Below are 15,965 nucleotides of genomic sequence, written 5' to 3'. Positions count from 1 at the left end.
GAGTGGGGGGGCGTTTGGACGTCAGGCGCCCGGAACTCGCGCGCAGCGCGGTGCGGCGCGGCAGGACACCGCGCGCCGCAGGCCACGGGCCCCCGGACCCACCCCCGGGTGGAACCGGGCCCCGAGAACCCGACGCCTACTCCCGCGCCAGCCCGAACCGGGCCCGCAGGCCCGTGCGTTCGTCCGTCGCCACCGAGGCCGCGCCGTCCGTCACCGTCTCGTACACCGCCAGGATGTCCGCCCCCACCGTCGCCCAGTCGAAGCGCCGCACATGCGCGCTCCCCCGCGCCCGCAGCTCCTTGCGGCGCGGCTCGTCCCCCAGGAGACGGATCGCCGCGTCGGCCAGGGCGTCCGCGTCCTCGTTGGCGAAGAGCTCGCCCGCCCCGCCCTGGTCCAGGACCTGGGCGAAGGCGTCCAGGTCGGAGGCGAGGACCGGCGCGCCCGCGGACATCGCCTCGACGAGGATGATCCCGAAGCTCTCGCCGCCCGTGTTGGGCGCCACGTACACGTCGACGCTGCGCAGCAGCCGTGCCTTGTCCTCGTCGCTGACCATGCCGAGGAACTCGACCCGCGACCGCATCTCGCGCGGCAGCGAGGCCACCGCCTCCTCCTCGTCGCCGCGCCCGGCGACGACGAGCCGCGTCTCCGGCCGCTCCGCGAGAATCCTCGGCAGGGCCCTCACCAACACCGGGAGCCCCTTGCGGGGTTCGTCGATCCGTCCGATGAAGCCGAGGGTCTGCCCCTGCCACTCCGCCTTCGGCTCGGCGCGCGCGAAGAAGTCCACGTCGACGCCGTTGGGGATGACGACCGCGTCGCCGCCCAGATGCTCGACGAGCGTCCGGCGGGCGTACTCGCTCACGGCGATCCGCGCGCTGATCTTCTCCAGCGCGGGCTGCAGGATCGGGTACGCGGCGATCATGGCTCGCGAGCGCGGGTTGGAGGTGTGGAAGGTGGCGACGATCGGCCCCTGCGCCGCCCAGCAGCTGAGGAGCCCCAGTGAGGGCGAGGCCGGCTCGTGGATGTGGATCACGTCGAAGGTGCCGTCGTGGAGCCAGCGCCGTACCCGTGCCGCCGAGAGGAAGCCGAAGTTCAGCCGCGCCACGGAGCCGTTGTACGGCACCGGAACGGCGCGCCCGGCCGAGACGACGTACGGCGGCAGGGGCGTCTCGTCGTCCGCCGGGGCGAGGACGGACACCTCGTGCCCGAGCCGGATCAGATGCTCGGCGAGGTCGCGGATGTGGAACTGGACGCCGCCCGGTACGTCCCAGGAGTACGGGCAGACGATGCCGATTCTCAAGACTGCCGCTCCTCGAGGTCGGCGAGCCACAGTCGCTGGAGCATGTGCCAGTCCTCCGGGTGGTCCGTGATGCCGGTGGCGAAGACGTCGGCCAGCGCCTGTGTCATGACGGACGTCTTCTCGGCCCGGGTACCCGACTCGGGTACGTCGACGGGCGCGTGGATACGGCCCTTCATCACAGGGGTGTCGTCGTACCAGAGCGTCGCGGGCAGCAGCAGCGCGCCCGTCTGCTGGGCGAGCATCGCCGGTCCGCCGGGCATGCGTGCCGTCTCGCCGAAGAAGGTGACCTCGGTGCCGGAGGCCGAGAGGTCGCGGTCGGCGACGAGGCAGATCAGGCCGCCGGCCCGCAGGCGCCGGGCGAGCGTGCCGAAGGCGGCGCCCCCGGTGTGCGGCAGGACCTCCATGCCGAGGGACTCGCGGTAGGCGACGAAACGGTCGAAGAGGGTCTCCGGCTTGAGCCGCTCGGCGACCGTGGTGAAGGGCACGCCCAGCGAGCGGGTCACCCACACGCCGGCGAGGTCCCAGTTGGCCAGGTGCGGCAGGGCGACGATGACGCCGCGTCCCGAGGCGAGTCCGTCCTTCAGGTGGTGGACGTCCTTGATGTCGACGCCGCTCTCGACCCGTTCGCTGCTCCAGGCGGGCAGGCGGAAGGACTCCATCCAGTACCGCATGTACGAGCGCATGCCGGCCCGCGACAGCTCCGCGAGCCGCTCGGGCGTGGCGTCCGGTACCACGCGCGCGAGGTTGGACTCCAGGCGCAGCACGCTCTTGCCGCGCCGCTTCCACGCGATGTCGGCGATCTTCCGGCCGAGGCCCGCCGCGACCGGCTCGGGGAGCTTCTTGACCGTCGTCCAGCCGAGCCCGTACAGCCCGTCGGCCAGCTTGTCCTTGAACCCGCTCGTCCCGCTCATGACGTGGTCTCGTTCCCCCGTGCGGCGTTTCCGTCCGACGTCGCCGCGTCCGCCTCCGCCGACTCCCGTCGTACCGTGACCACGCGCTGCCCCAGCGTCACCGCGGAGCCCACCGCCACGATCCACAGGGCGATCGGCAGCAGGACGTCGATCCCCGGCACACCGAAGGCGTGGAGCCCGGCGAGGCCCGCGGCGACGAGCGAGATCACCAGTCGCTCGGCGCGTTCCACCAGACCGTTGACCGCGACCGGCAGGCCGATCGATTCGCCGCGCGCCTTGGTGTACGACACGACCTGGCCGCTGGCCAGGCAGAAGATGGAGACGGCGCACAGGACGTCGTTGTCGCCCGTGCCCGCGTACCAGAGCGCGAAGCCACCGAAGACGGCGCCGTCGGCGACCCGGTCGAGGGTCGAGTCGAGGAACGCGCCCCAGCGGCTGGAGATCCCGGCCTGCCGGGCCATGTTGCCGTCGACGAGGTCGGAGAAGACGAAGAGGGTGATGACGATCGTGCCCCAGAAGAACTCCCCCCTGGGGAAGAAGACCAGGGCACCCGCCATCACTCCGGCCGTGCCGATGAGCGTCACCGCGTCGGGGCTGACACCCCGGCGGAGCAGAAACGCGGCGAACGGTGTGAGGACACGCGTAAAAAATGCACGCGCGTACTTGTTCAGCATGGCCTTCCCGAGGTTCGGTGGGCCGCGCGGCCCCTACGACCACCGGCTCGCCCATCGTAGCCAGGGCCACCGGGCCGTACCGTCGGGCACCCGCCCCGCCGCGTCGCGTACGACGTATGGACGCACCATGAGGACGGTGCAAAGCTCGAAGAACGACCGCGGGCACCGCCGGAGCCGCACGCGAAGCACGCCGCGCCCACTCCCCGCGCCCGCGCCCCGCCGCACCGTGCAGGTTCAACGGTGCAAGCGATCGGGAGGAACACCATGGGCGACAAGGCGAACGCACACTCCGGGGCCGCCGGCAGGGCTCCGACGGCCGACCGGCCCGCGGACATACGGAACGTGGTGCTGGTCGGCCACAGCGGCTCGGGGAAGACGACGCTCGTCGAGGCGCTCGCGTTGACCGCGGGGGCGGTCAACCGGGCGGGCCGCGTCGAGGACGGCGGGACGATCTCCGACCACGACGAGATCGAGCACCGCCAGCAGCGTTCCGTACAGCTCTCCCTCGTCCCGCTCGAATGGGACGGGTACAAGATCAATCTCCTCGACACCCCTGGATACGCGGACTTCGTCGGGGAGCTCAGGGCCGGTCTGCGCGCGGCGGACGCGGCCCTTTTCGTGGTCTCGGCGGCCCAGGAGGCCGACGCCGTCGCCGGTTCGACGCGCATGGTGTGGGAGGAGTGCGCCGCCGTCGGCATGCCCCGCGCCATCGTCGTGACGCACCTGGACACCGCCCGCACCGACTTCGCCGAACTCACCCGCGTCTGCGGCGAGATCTTCGGCGGCGACGATCCCGACGCCGTGCTCCCGCTCTATCTGCCGGTCCTCGGCCCCGAGGCCCCGGACGGGCACGCACCGGTGACGGGCCTGGTCGGGCTGCTCTCGGAGCGGATCTTCGACTACTCCTCGGGCGTCCGTCAGGAGGCCGCGCCGGACGACGGCCAGAAGGCGCTCATTTCGGAGGCCCGCGGCCGGCTCATCGAGGGGATCATCGCCGAGAGCGAGGACGAGACCCTCATGGACCGCTACCTCGGCGGCGAGGAGATCGACGTCAAGACGCTGATCGACGACCTGGAGAAGGCCGTCGCCCGCGGCACCTTCCATCCGGTCCTCGCCGCGGCGCCCGCCACCGAGGGCGGCAAGCAGGGTCTGGGGACGGTCGAACTGCTTGAGCTGATCACCCGCGGCTTCCCGACCCCGCTGGAGCGCGAGGCTCCCGCCGTCACCACGCCCGACGGCGTACCGCGTCCGCCGCTCACCTGCGACCCGGAGGGCCCGCTGGTCGCCGAGGTCGTCAAGACCGCCTCCGACCCCTACGTCGGCCGGATCTCGCTGGTCCGCGTCTTCTCCGGCACCCTGCGCCCCGACGAGACCGTCCACGTCTCGGGCCACGGGCTCGCCGACCGCGGGCACGAGGACCACGATGTCGACGAGCGGGTCGGCGCGCTGACCTCCCCCTTCGGCAAGCAGCAGCGCCCGCTCGGCCGGTGCGTCGCGGGCGACCTCGCCTGTGTCGCCAAACTGGGCCGCGCCGAGACCGGTGACACGCTGTCGTCCAAGGACGATCCGCTCCTCATGGAGCCGTGGACGATGCCCGACCCCCTCCTCCCGCTCGCGATCGAGGCCCACAGCAAGGCCGACGAGGACCGGCTCTCCCAAGGTCTGGCCCGGCTCGTCGCCGAGGACCCGACCATGCGCCTGGAGCAGAACCAGGACACTCGCCAGGTGGTTCTGTGGTGCCTCGGCGAGGCCCACCGGGAGGTGGCCCTGGAGCGGCTGCGCAACCGGTACGGCGTCCAGGTCGACGCGGTCCCGCACAAGGTGCCGCTCCGCGAGACCTTCGCCGGCCCCTCGGCCGGACGCGGTCGGCACGTCAAACAGTCCGGTGGCCACGGCCAGTTCGCGATCTGCGAGATCGACGTCGAACCGCTGCCGCCGGGCAGCGGGGTCGAGTTCGTCGACAAGGTGGTGGGCGGCGCCGTGCCGCGCCAGTTCATCCCCTCCGTCGAGAAGGGGGTACGGGCCCAGGCCGCGCGCGGAGTCGCCGCCGGCTACCCGCTGGTGGACGTGCGGGTCACCCTGCGCGACGGCAAGGCCCACTCGGTCGACTCCTCCGACGCCGCATTCCAGACGGCGGGCGCACTGGCGCTGCGCGAGGCCGCGGCCTTGGCGAGCATCCAGCTCCTGGAGCCGGTCGACGAGGTCCAGGTCCTCGTGCCCGACGAGTACGTGGGACCGGTGATGAGCGATCTCTCCGGGCGGCGCGGCCGGGTCGTCGGCACCGACCAGGCGGGGCCCGGCCGGACCGTGGTCCGGGCCGAGGTTCCGGAGATCGAGATCGACCGGTACGCGGTCGATCTGCGCTCCGTCTCGCACGGGACCGGGCGTTTCGACCGCACGTACGCCCGCCACGAGGCCATGCCTCCGCACCTCGCGGACAAGATCCGCGAACAGGCAGAAAAAGGGTCATAAGTACGACCCCTTGAGTCGATGGCCGAATGACGCCCCCTCAACTCCCCTTCCAGGGGCGTCATTCGGCCGACCCGTGACGCATCCGCCGGTACCCGGCTACGCTGTGGTGTCCCAGCTCAGAAGGTGTGCAGGGCGCGGTAGTTGGGAACAGGCCGCAGAGGGATACGCGGTGAACCACGCGGGCACGCGGCGATGGGGGCATCAGTGACGATCGGCAGTTTCGGACCCGGGGCGCAGATTCCCCTCCAGGGCTCGGACGGGCAGACGGCGGCGACGCATGCCCTCGCCTCGGCCGCGTACCGCGACGGCCCCGTCGAAGCGATCCTGGACGCCAACAACGAATGGCACAAGTCCAAGGTCACCGACGCCAGGTGGAAGCTCTTCCGGCCCGACCTCGGCGAGGCCTTCTCGCGGGCGGTGCAGGTACGGATGCTCGGCGGCGCCCGCAAGCCGCTCATCCAGTCCTTCGGCACCGAACCCCAGCCCGTGGTCGAGCACTGCCTGGCCGCCACGCGCATCCGCAAGCAGCGTGACATCAGGCTGACCCTGGTCACCCTCGTCTTCGGCATCGTCTTCCTGCCCGGGCTGCTGCTCTGGCTCGGCGTCATCCAGCTGCGCCGCATGGTCGCCGGCACGGAGAACAAGCGCACCAGCGCGCTGGGGACGGGCCTTCTCGTGGGAGCCGGCATCCTCGCCCTGCTCATGCTGTTCAAGCTGCCGTTCACCGGCCTGCCGGCGGTTTACCTCCGCGCCATGATCGTGGCCCCGGTCATCGGCTGGTTCCTCGCCAAGCGCATCTGTGAGTCCACCGCGCAGGACCTGCGCACGCGCTGGGAGGCCCTGCTCAGCGGGGGCGGGATCGGGGCCAAGATCCCCGAGGCGGTGCCCCAGGACCCGACCGAGAAGGCGGCCGAGGACCTCCGCCAGAACCTGGAGAAGCTCACCGCCGAGCAGCATTCCAACGTCGTCTTCTACGCGGGCCCCAAGGGAATACTGGGCATGGGCACGCGCTGGGGCAGCTGGACGCTGGCCGAGGAGCTGGTCCCGCAGGAGGGCCGGGAGATCCACGACTTCCGCGCCTGGGACATCGTCCGGAAGATCCACGACCAGCTCACGCTCCTGGAGCGGGGCTCGCTCAAGACCGGTTTCCCCAAGCCGACCGTCAAGCACTGGATCGTCTCCCCCGTCGGCGAGGGCGCCGACGAGGTCGCCCGCCCCGAGGGCGACAACATCGTCCACTACCAGGTCAAGCCGCACGAGATACAGCGCATCTGCAACGACCAGCAGTTCGGTGCCGGAAACCGCCACTATCTGGGGGTGCAGTTCACGCTCTGGGACGGCCAGCTCGTGCTCACCATGATGATCACGGTGACCTCGCTGCTGCACACCCTGCGCGTGGAGGTCACCGGACACGCGCTGGGCCCGGTCCACTCGCTCTTCACCACCAAGCCCAAGGCGAAGACGAAGGAGGTCTCCAAGACGGTCCGCTTCTGGGAGACCCGGGAGATCAAGCTGCCGCTCGTCGAGACCGACGAGGTGGTCCGACTCGCGGTGCGCGCCCCCCTGACCTGGTTCCCGCCTGTCCTGGACTTCCTCGGCGGCAAGCTGGTCCTGCCCGAGCCTTTCGGTCTGCGGCACGCCTGGGCCGCGCAGCCCTGGCGCCACCGTTTCATGGCCGACGACGCCATCCGTACCGCGACTCCCGTGATGCGCGCGGTCCACGCCGCGACGATCGCGGTGCTCGACGATCACGGCGTGGACACGGAGCGCTTCACCAGCCGCTCGCTGATCCTGAGCGGCACCATCCAGGACCCGGGCCCGAAGAAGGCCGACGTCTACGACGCTTAGGCCGTGTCCGTGAAGTCCCGCCTGGCCCGCGACGCCTGGCACTCGTCTGCGGCGCTGACGAGATGAGGCCGATTCCCTGCGACCTGCTCGAACCAGATGCTTCAGCGGGCCACAGCCCGACCACCGTCTCCCTCGTCGCTGTCGCCCGTGTCGCGCGGCCAGATGGCGATGGCGATCAGCACGGCCGCCCACACCGCCAGCGGTGTGACCGGCCAGTAGTAGGTCAGCTCACCCTTCTGCGCACAGCGTGCGCCCCAGATCCCGGACATGATCACCGCCCCACCGAGCCAGTAGCGCCACTCGGCCAGCCACTCCCTGAGGTCTTTGCGGTCCTGGTCCGAGCGGGTCGGCGCCGGCGCGGGTAAATCGGCCGTCAGCGCGGCGAGTTCATCGTCCGTACGCGCCCGCAGGGCGCGCTTGGCACGGATCTCGTGCTCGTGCGGATCGAGTCGCCCCTCGCCCAGCGCCGCCGTCAGCACACCGAGCGCCTCGTCGCGGTCGCGGTCCGAGACCCGCACAGCGGGCGCGGCAGGCTCGTGTCGGTCGTCCATCACTGTCTCCTTTCGGATCCGAGCAACACCTCACCTGACGAGAGGTTAGAATACGACTGTATCTCAAAGATGGGAGCGCGACCGATGCCCAAGACCGTCGACAGGGAGGAACAGCGTCGGCAGATCGGTGCGGCCCTGCTCCAGCTGATCGCCGATCGCGGCCTCGACGAGGTCAGCGTGCGCACCGTGGCCGCCGCAACGGGCCGTTCGCCCGGCGCCGTGCAGAAGTACTTCCGCACCAAGGACGAGATGCTCACGTTCGCCGCCGAGCTGGCCGGCGAGCGCATCGAGCGCCGGATGGCCGAGGTGAACACCGCACGGCCGCTGCGCCAGGCGCTGCGTGACCTGATCCTGACCACGCTCCCCGTGGACGCCGAGCGACGCGCCGAGGCCACCGCGCAACTCGCCTTCGCCGTCCACGCGGCGCACCACCCCCGTCTTGCCGCGATCCGGCGACAGGTCGACCGTGACATCCGTCAGGCGCTGGCCACCTGGCTGGAGTGGGGCGGGCACGGCACCCACGCCGTGGCCGTCGCGGATGCCGTCATCGCGCTGTCCGACGGCCTGGCACTGCGCATGCTGTACACCCCGCAGGAGGGGGAGCGCCTGCTCACGGTCCTGGACCAGGCACTGGACACCCTGATCCCGGATCATGGGACAGCCCGGCATCTCCACGAGTAGGCCGGGGAGACCGGGGTGTGCCGGAGCGGCCGTCGGCCCGGACGGACGGCGCGGCCACCTCGGCCAGGGGCTTTCGCTGGATCATCGGGCGGACCACAGGAAGATGCCGGCGATGTGGACTCCGGCCAGGTGGACGGTCGCCGTCTTCTCGTAGCGGGTGGCGATGCCGCGCCACCGCTCGAGGCGGTTGACGCACCGCTCGACAGTGTTGCGTCGCTTGCATGTCTCGCGGCCGAAGGCTGGTGGCCTGCCGCCCCTGCTGCCTCGCGGCAGCGGTGGCCACGCTGATCCGCCGGGACCGGGATCACCGCCCGTATGCCACGCCGACCGCCCGGGTGCTCGCCAATCGCGCGTGAGGGATACACCTTGTCCGTCCGCCAGGACCACGTCCGGCCTGGTGCGTGGCCGACGACGCCGTCGGGGAACGCGCAGGCGGCCATGACATCCGTGAAAGCGGGTGCATCGCCGGCCTGTCCGGCGGTGAGAACGAACACGAGAGGTCGGCAGCCGGCATCGGCCGCGAGGTGGATCGTGGTGGTCGGCCCGCCGGCCCGGGCCGTCGGGCCCTCGATGTGGGGTTACGCCAGCTCGGAGGTGGCCGGCCAGGCGGCGGCCAGCATCGTGCGGGTGTCGGCCAGGAGCTGCGGCAGCACCTTCGTGTGCCCGACGACCGGCATGAAGTTGGTGTCGCCGCCCCAGCGCGGCACGACGTGCTGATGCAGGTGGGCGGCGATGCCGGCCCCCGCGACCGAGCCCTGGTTCATGCCGATGTTGAAGCCGTGCGCGCCGGACGCGGTCCGCAGCGCGATCATCGCCCGCTTGGTGAACTCGCCGAGTTCGGCGGTCTCCGGCCCGTCCAGGTCGGTGTAGTCGGCGACGTGCCGGTACGGCACCACCATCAGGTGGCCGCCGTTGTACGGGTAGAGGTTCAGCACGGAGTACACGTGCTCGCCGCGCGCGATGACGAGCCCGTCCTCGTCCGACTTCGCCGGAATCGAGCAGAACGGACAGCCGTCCTCGGCCCCTGGCCCGGTCGGCTTGTTCTCGCCCTGGATGTACGCCATCCGGTGAGGCGTCCACAGGCGCTGGAACGCGTCCTGCGTCCCCACTCCGATCTGCTGTTCCGGCTCAATCGTCATGCTGAGCAGCATATTGCTTCGCCCGTTCGGAACGTGTCGCCGGGGCAAGATCTCCTCGGGACGGCGATGCTGATCCGATGAACGACAGGCAGCGGCAGCGGGAGCGCTGGGAGCGCCGGACGGAGACCCCGCTCGCCGTCGCGTCCCTGGCGTACCTGGCCGGGTACGCGGTCCGCGTCCTCGCCCGCGACCTCCCGCCGGGGTGGCGGGACGTCTGCCTGGCGGTCGTCCTCGCCGCCTGGGCCCTGTTCGCCGTGGACTACGCGGTACGGCTCCGGCTGAGCGGTCTGGGCCCCCTGCGGTTCCTGCGCGGACACGTCCTGGACACGGTCGTCCTGGTCCTGCCGCTGCTGCGCCCGCTGCGGATGGTCAGCGTCTACGACAGGGTCCAGCGCCGCCGCGACCGGGCCAGGCTCACGCTGTACGCGCGGGTGATGGCCTACGCCGGCCTCACGGTGGCCCTGCTCGGCTTCGCGGGCGCGCTCACCGTCTACCACTTCGAGTACGGGGCTCCGGGCGCCACCATCCGTACCTTCGGCGACTCGGTCTGGTGGACCTGCGCGACGCTGGCGACGGTGGGGTACGGGGACGTGACCCCGGTGACTCCGATGGGGCGGGTGACGGCGGTGGGCCTCATGGCCTGCGGGCTCGCCCTGCTGGGCGCGGTGACGGGCTCGTTCTCCTCCTGGCTGATCCAGGTCTTCACGCGGGAGGACGAGAAGAGGCCCCCGGGGAATCCCCCGGGGGCCTCATGACCGTACGACGGTGGCCCGCGGTCAGACCTGGACGCGGTCCTCGACGATCTTGGCGATCTTCGCGATGGCCTCGTCGACCGGGATGCCGTTCTCCTGCGAACCGTCGCGGTAGCGGAAGGAGACGGCTCCTGCGGCCATGTCCTCGTCCCCCGCGATGATCATGAACGGGACCTTCTGCTTCTGCGCGTTGCGGATCTTCTTCTGCATCCGGTCCGAGGATGCGTCGACCTCCACCCGCAGCCCCTGCTTCTTCGCCTTGGCGGCGAACTCCTGCAGGTACGGGATGTGCGCGTCGCCGATCGGGATGCCGGTCGCCTGCACCGGGGCCAGCCACGCCGGGAAGGCGCCCGCGTAGTGCTCCAGGAGCACCGCGAAGAAGCGCTCGATGGAACCGAACAGGGCGCGGTGGATCATGACCGGGCGCTGCTTGGTGCCGTCGGGGCCGGTGTACTCCAGGTCGAAGCGCTCCGGCAGGTTGAAGTCCAGCTGCACGGTCGACATCTGCCAGGTGCGGCCGATGGCGTCCCGCGCCTGCACCGAGATCTTCGGGCCGTAGAAGGCGGCGCCGCCCGGGTCGGGGGTGAGCGGGAGGCCCTGCTTCTCGGCTACCTGCTGGAGGACCGAGGTGGCCTCCTCCCAGATCTCGTCCGAGCCGACGAACTTCTCCGGATCCTTGGTGGACAGCTCCAGGTAAAAGTCGGTCAGGCCGTAGTCGCGCAGCAGGTTCAGGACGAAGGTGAGGGTCTTGTCGAGCTCCTCCGCCATCTGCTCCTTGGTGCAGTAGATGTGCGCGTCGTCCTGCGTGAAGCCGCGGGCCCGGGTCAGACCGTGCACGACGCCGGACTTCTCGTACCGGTACACGGTGCCGAACTCGAAGAGGCGCAGCGGCAGCTCACGGTAGGAGCGGCCGCGCGCGTCGAAGATCAGGTTGTGCATCGGGCAGTTCATGGGCTTGAGGTAGTAGTCCACGCCCTCGTCGAGCTGCATGGGGGGGTACATGCCCTCGGCGTACCAGTCGAGGTGGCCCGACTTCTCGAACAGCTTGCCCTTGGTGGCGTGCGGCGAGTAGACGAACTCGTAGCCCTCCTCCTCGTGGCGCTTGCGCGAGTAGTCCTCCATGACCCGGCGGATGATGCCGCCCTTGGGGTGGAAGACGGCGAGGCCGGAGCCGATCTCGTCCGGGACGGAGAAGAGGTCCAGCTCGTTGCCGAGCTTGCGGTGGTCGCGCTTCTCGGCCTCGGCGAGGAAGTCGAGGTGGGCCTTCAGCTCGTCCTTCGACGGCCACGCGGTGCCGTAGATGCGCTGGAGCATCGGGTTCTTCTCGCTGCCGCGCCAGTAGGCGGCCGCGTTGCGCATGAGCTTGAACGCCGGGATGTTCCGGGTGGTGGGCAGGTGGGGACCGCGGCAGAGGTCCTTCCAGCACAGATCGCCGGTCTTGGCGTCCAGGTTGTCGTAGATGGTCAGCTCGCCGCCGCCGACCTCGACGTTGGCGCCGTCGTCGGTCGAGGCCGAGCCCTTGATGCCGATGAGCTCCAGCTTGTACGGCTCATCGGCGAGCTCGGCGCGGGCCTCCTCGTCACTCACCACGCGACGGGCGAACCTCTGCCCCCGCTTCTGGATCTCCTGCATCTTCTTCTCGATGGTCTTGAGATCCTCGGGGGTGAACGGCTTCTCGACGTCGAAGTCGTAGTAGAAGCCGTCACGGACCGGCGGGCCGATGCCCAGCTTGGCCTCGGGGAAGAGCTCCTGCACGGCCTGCGCCATGACGTGCGCGGTGGAGTGGCGCAGGATGTCGAGACCGTCCGGGGAGGAGATCTCGACGGGCTCGACGACATCGCCCTCGGCGACGACGTAGGTGAGGTCCTTCAGCTCCCCGCCGACGCGGGCGGCGATCACGGACCGGTCGTCGGCGAACAGCGCGCCGGCGGTGGTGCCCGCGCTCACCGCCCGCTCCTCGGCTCCTGAGGCGGACTGGACGGTCACACGGACATCAGACACGGATGCTCTTCTCCATAAGGGCGCAGGCAGACACGAAGTGCCGGCGTCGGCGGTGCGCGGCAGAGACGAGGTGCCGCGTCGCCGTCGATCGTACCGAGCCGGGACCCCCGGCCGCGAAACGGCGACGGCCGTGAGCACCGCGACACGTCCCCGCTCACGCGCGGTGGGAGCCCCGCCGACGCGCGGTGCGGGCCCCGCGGACGGGGAAGCCCCCTCTCCCCCAGTCATTCGCCTCCGCAGGCCTCCTCGAAGAAGTCGAGGTTCTCGTGGAGCGACTTCATCAGCCGGTCCCGCTCGGCGTCGTCCACCTGCACCGGTACGACCCCGGAGGCGTCGGTCAGCCGCCGGAACCCTCCCCTGCTCTCCAGGCGGCCGAGGACCCGGATCGGCAGCCCGACCAGGTGCGCGTGCCCCGCCGTGCGGTACGACTCCTCGTCCAGGGCCACCCGCACGTGCGGCACCTCCGCCCCGGCGAGGACCCGCAGCCGTACGGTCCCCTCCCCGCGCGGTCCCGAGCGGCGCATCCTGACCACCGCACCGGTGATCCGTACCGGCACGGACGGCTCGTCCGTCAGATAGCGGGCGCCCGCCTCGCGCAGCGCGGGCAGGTCGCCGGGCGAGAACTCCACGGGCTCCGGCCGCGGGGCGCAGCCCGCCGGCGTCCCGGCGGCGGGCGCCCACTCCAGCGCCACCCTGGCCCCCTCGGTCCCGCGCACCAGCGCGACCAGCGCCTCGGTGAGCTCGCGGCTCACCCCCGCCTCGACGGCGGCGTCGAAGGCCTCCATCCCGCCCGTGGCCCGCTGGTAGTCGGTGGCTTCCCGGGCCGCGTACAGGGCGTGGTAAAGGCGTACGGCGATGGCCCGGCCGGGGTCGACGGGCACGAAGGCGGTCAGTCCCCGGCCTCCGGGGGCCGCCCCGACGGCGACGCCCTCCAGCGACGCCTGGGCCTGGCGGCGGTGCCGTGCGCCGTAGTACCCGGCACGGCCGCGGACGGCGAGCGCGCCGGCCAGCAGGAGCTGGCGGGCGGCGGACCGCAGCTGCTCCTGGACGGTCCAGGGCACCGTGCCGGCGGGGCCCGGCGGAACGTCGCGCCACCAGCGGATCTCGTCGCTCGGCAGGGTCAGCCCGGTCAGCACCTCCCGCGCGGACGGCGCGGCGCTGCGGGCGAGGGCGGTGAGCGCCTCGCCGAGCAGGTCCTCGCAGTCGGGGAAGGCACGGCTCTCGGGCACGAGGAGGCTCGTGCCCCCCGTGGAGCCCATCGGGCCCGGCGCGGTCCAGCGGCTGTACCGCCCGGCGGCGCCGCCCCGCCGCCGCCAGCCGTGACGGGCGAGGAGAGCCCCGAGGACGAGCGGGTCGACGCGGCCGGGGTCGGGCACGCCCCCCGCCTCGGCCCAGGCGCCGGCAGGCCCGCCGGGCGTCGCGCTCCCGAGGTCCGGTCCTTCGCCGGGCGCCGGGTGCGGACGGAAAGGCGGCAGAGCGGGTCCGTGGCCGTACCCACTCCCGCTCCCCCCTCCTGGTTCCTCGATCGGCCGGTGCATCAAGGTCTCCCTCCCACGCCGACCCGGGCCATGATCTCGCAGAGCGCCCGGTCGTCGAAGATCCGCGCCGTCGGGATGCGCACCGTGGTCCGGTGCCGTCCCGTGACCGGATGTCCGGCCAGGTTGATCCAGTAACAGCAGTGCCGCAGGTCGAGCCCGTCGTGGCCGGCCCGCAGCCAGTCGTCCTGCGAGCGCGGGACGAGCATCACGACCAGGATCTTGTGCACCGAGACGGGCGTCCGCGCCAGCTTCACCAGATGGTCGTTGTCGAGCGTGAACGAGAACGCCGCGGACGCGGACCCGGGCGTCCGCGGCGGTAGCTGGTAGGTGCACTTGAGCTGCACCTTGATGGTCACTTCGTCGTCGACCGTGTGGCCGGGAGCGCTGTGACTCACGTGCCAGTCGATGCCGTTGTCCGGAAACGGCTGCGACAGCGAACAGCCCGCCGCCGCCGCGACCGCGTGCAGATAGCCCACCTGAAGCGTCTCCATGCAGGCGGTGGTGGCGAGTGAGCCGCGCAGTGGTGCTGCCCGCTGGGGCGGCAGCCCTCCCGATTCGGGCTGGGCGAGCGCCATGTCAATTCCCTTCCCCGTCATCTGTGTTGTCACCGGACGGCGTACGGCGCAAACAGCCCGGGTATCACCGATTCGGGCAGGGCGATCGCCATCTGCCGCACATGTGCGAGGAGTTCGGGGATGACGCATTGGTATGAAGGCCCCCTGGCCGCATTCGACACGGAAACCACGGGAGTTGACGTCGAGGAGGACCGGATCGTCTCGGCCGCCCTCGTCGTCCAGGACACGGCGGGCGGGCGCCCCCGGGTCACACGCTGGCTGGTGAACCCCGGGGTTCCGGTGCCCGCCGCGGCCACGGAGGTACACGGACTGACGGACGATCATCTGCGGTGCAACGGGCGGTGGCCCGCGCCGGTGATGGAGGAGGTGGCACGGGCGCTCGCCGAGCAGTGTGCGGCGGGCCGCCCGCTGGTGGTGATGAACGCGCCCTTCGACCTGACGATCCTGGACCGCGAGCTGCGCCGCCACCGCGCCTCTTCGCTGGGCCGCTACCTGGAGACCACGTCGCTGTGCGTGCTGGATCCGCGCGTGCTCGACAAGCATCTGGACCGCTATCGCAAGGGCCGCCGGACGCTGACGGATCTGTGCGCGCAGTACGGCGTGGAGCTGGACGGCGCGCACGACGCGGCGGCGGACGCGACGGCCGCGCTGGATGTCGTACGGGCGGTGGCGCGGCGGTTCGCGTCCCGGCTCGAACGGCTGTCACCGGCCGAGTTGCACACCCTCCAGGCGGTGTGGCACGCGGCCCAGGCGCGGGGCCTGCAGGCGTGGTTCGCGCGCAACGGGACGCCGGAGGCGGTGGATCCGGCGTGGCCGCTCCGTCCGGAGCTGCGGACGGCGGCGTAAGGCGGCGGCGCGAAAAGGCCGCGCAAGAGGCGGACACGCGTCCGGACATGCGGAAGGCCGGTCCGTCTTTCGACGAACCGGCCTCTCCCGGTGGGCGATACTGGGATCGAACCAGTGACCCCTTCGGTGTGAACGAAGTGCTCTCCCGCTGAGCTAATCGCCCGGGAACGGGTTGAACCATACAGGCCGGGACGGGCTTCGTTCAAACCAGCCGCAGCCGGGCGGCGAGCCCGCGCCGTCCCGCGCGCATCATCAGGGCGTGGTTGGCGCGGAAGACCGGTCGGCCGGGTACGGCGAGCCGGCGCATGAGGGGGCTGGTCACCTCGACCTCCTGCTCGTAGAGCGCGTGGGTCCGGGTGCCGGTGTCGTCGCCGGTGCCGTCCGGGGTGAGGGTCCAGCGCGCCCACCCCTCCAGATCGCCCCGGAGGGATGCCTCCAGGACGCCGGCGACGGGGTCGCTGCGCCGGGCCTCGACGGTGACGACCAGGTCGTACGGGAGGAGTGAGCGGAACCGGGCGGTGCCGGTGCGTTCGTCGACGGTGACGACCTCGCGGACCTGGGGCCACCACTCGGGGTAGTCCTCGCCCCGTTCGAGCACGGCGTAGACCGCGTCGGGCGAGGCGGCCAGCCTCCAGACGCTGCGGAAGCGATAGCGGCACCAGTCCATGTCCCCAGTGTGT

The 15,965-nt window shown here is 71.4% G+C and carries 14 protein-coding genes and 1 tRNA gene; 5 read left to right on the top strand and 10 right to left on the bottom strand.

Annotation, left to right across the window (positions count from 1 at the left end; translation table 11 throughout):
* Window positions 1-136: 136 nt before the first annotated feature.
* Genes IE136_RS10375 through pgsA form a run of 3 tightly spaced genes read right to left on the bottom strand, consistent with a single transcriptional unit; the run spans window position 137 to window position 2,882 of the window.
* On the bottom strand, window positions 137-1,297 hold the full coding sequence (locus IE136_RS10375; protein WP_158985490.1) for a glycosyltransferase family 4 protein: 1,161 nt from the start codon (window positions 1,295-1,297) through the stop codon (window positions 137-139).
* Window positions 1,294-2,208, bottom strand: coding sequence for a phosphatidylinositol mannoside acyltransferase (locus tag IE136_RS10370; protein WP_189600175.1), 915 nt, complete (start codon window positions 2,206-2,208; stop codon window positions 1,294-1,296). Before IE136_RS10370 ends, IE136_RS10375 begins: the two co-directional genes overlap by 4 nt.
* Window positions 2,205-2,882 carry a phosphatidylinositol phosphate synthase gene (gene pgsA, locus IE136_RS10365; RefSeq protein WP_158985494.1) on the bottom strand — a complete coding sequence of 226 codons (678 nt, stop codon included), beginning with the start codon at window positions 2,880-2,882 and terminating at the stop codon, window positions 2,205-2,207. Before pgsA ends, IE136_RS10370 begins: the two co-directional genes overlap by 4 nt.
* Before the next feature lie 264 nt (window positions 2,883-3,146).
* On the opposite strand from pgsA, the gene IE136_RS10360 reads away from it, so the two are divergent.
* Together IE136_RS10360 and IE136_RS10355 are read left to right on the top strand one after the other, a co-directional pair.
* Window positions 3,147-5,354, top strand: a complete 2,208-nt coding sequence (locus IE136_RS10360) for an elongation factor G-like protein EF-G2 (RefSeq protein WP_189600174.1) — start codon at window positions 3,147-3,149, stop codon at window positions 5,352-5,354.
* 192 nt (window positions 5,355-5,546) lie between these two features.
* The gene (locus IE136_RS10355; RefSeq protein ID WP_189600173.1) at window positions 5,547-7,202 is read left to right on the top strand and encodes an AbeC-like domain-containing protein; all 1,656 of its coding nucleotides are present in this window, start codon (window positions 5,547-5,549) and stop codon (window positions 7,200-7,202) included.
* Window positions 7,203-7,303: 101 nt separating this feature from the next.
* On the opposite strand, the gene IE136_RS10350 is transcribed toward IE136_RS10355, so the two are convergent.
* Window positions 7,304-7,753, bottom strand: coding sequence for a DUF1707 SHOCT-like domain-containing protein (locus tag IE136_RS10350; RefSeq protein ID WP_189600172.1), 450 nt, complete (start codon window positions 7,751-7,753; stop codon window positions 7,304-7,306).
* Between the two features lie 84 nt (window positions 7,754-7,837).
* Here IE136_RS10350 and IE136_RS10345 point away from each other — a divergent pair, with 84 nt between their 5' ends.
* A complete protein-coding gene (locus IE136_RS10345) occupies window positions 7,838-8,434 on the top strand; it encodes a TetR/AcrR family transcriptional regulator (protein WP_189600171.1) in 597 nt (198 codons plus the stop codon).
* 578 nt (window positions 8,435-9,012) lie between these two features.
* Here IE136_RS10345 and IE136_RS10335 read toward each other — a convergent pair.
* Window positions 9,013-9,585: an HIT family protein gene (locus IE136_RS10335; protein WP_189600169.1), complete on the bottom strand. Its 573-nt coding sequence runs from the start codon at window positions 9,583-9,585 to the stop codon at window positions 9,013-9,015.
* A 65-nt stretch (window positions 9,586-9,650) separates the two neighbouring features.
* Here IE136_RS10335 and IE136_RS10330 point away from each other — a divergent pair, with 65 nt between their 5' ends.
* Window positions 9,651-10,328: a potassium channel family protein gene (locus IE136_RS10330; RefSeq protein WP_189600168.1), complete on the top strand. Its 678-nt coding sequence runs from the start codon at window positions 9,651-9,653 to the stop codon at window positions 10,326-10,328.
* Between the two features lie 21 nt (window positions 10,329-10,349).
* Here the strand turns inward: IE136_RS10330 and thrS are convergent, their stop codons facing one another.
* From thrS to IE136_RS10315, 3 genes are all read right to left on the bottom strand, one after another.
* Window positions 10,350-12,326 (bottom strand): threonine--tRNA ligase, encoded by a 1,977-nt coding sequence (thrS, locus tag IE136_RS10325; RefSeq protein ID WP_158985510.1) that lies wholly within the window; start codon window positions 12,324-12,326, stop codon window positions 10,350-10,352.
* Window positions 12,327-12,550: 224 nt separating this feature from the next.
* The gene (locus IE136_RS10320; RefSeq protein WP_158985512.1) at window positions 12,551-13,864 is read right to left on the bottom strand and encodes a serine/threonine-protein kinase; all 1,314 of its coding nucleotides are present in this window, start codon (window positions 13,862-13,864) and stop codon (window positions 12,551-12,553) included.
* On the bottom strand, window positions 13,864-14,439 hold the full coding sequence (locus IE136_RS10315; protein ID WP_158985514.1) for a DUF4365 domain-containing protein: 576 nt from the start codon (window positions 14,437-14,439) through the stop codon (window positions 13,864-13,866). Before IE136_RS10315 ends, IE136_RS10320 begins: the two co-directional genes overlap by 1 nt.
* 120 nt (window positions 14,440-14,559) lie before the next feature.
* Between IE136_RS10315 and IE136_RS10310 the strand changes: the two genes are divergently transcribed.
* A complete protein-coding gene (locus IE136_RS10310; RefSeq protein ID WP_189600167.1) occupies window positions 14,560-15,285 on the top strand; it encodes a 3'-5' exonuclease in 726 nt (241 codons plus the stop codon).
* A 91-nt stretch (window positions 15,286-15,376) separates the two neighbouring features.
* Here IE136_RS10310 and IE136_RS10305 read toward each other — a convergent pair.
* Both IE136_RS10305 and IE136_RS10300 read right to left on the bottom strand, forming a co-directional pair.
* Window positions 15,377-15,448 (bottom strand) — tRNA-Val (locus tag IE136_RS10305).
* A 39-nt stretch (window positions 15,449-15,487) separates the two neighbouring features.
* Window positions 15,488-15,952 carry an SRPBCC family protein gene (locus IE136_RS10300; RefSeq protein ID WP_158985518.1) on the bottom strand — a complete coding sequence of 155 codons (465 nt, stop codon included), beginning with the start codon at window positions 15,950-15,952 and terminating at the stop codon, window positions 15,488-15,490.
* Window positions 15,953-15,965: the final 13 nt, after the last annotated feature.

The organism is Streptomyces lateritius (genome assembly GCF_014649715.1).
Taxonomy (GTDB): Bacteria; Actinomycetota; Actinomycetes; order Streptomycetales; family Streptomycetaceae; genus Streptomyces; species Streptomyces lateritius.
Note: the sequence above shows the minus strand (reverse complement) of the source record. Positions and strands in the feature narration are given on the sequence as shown.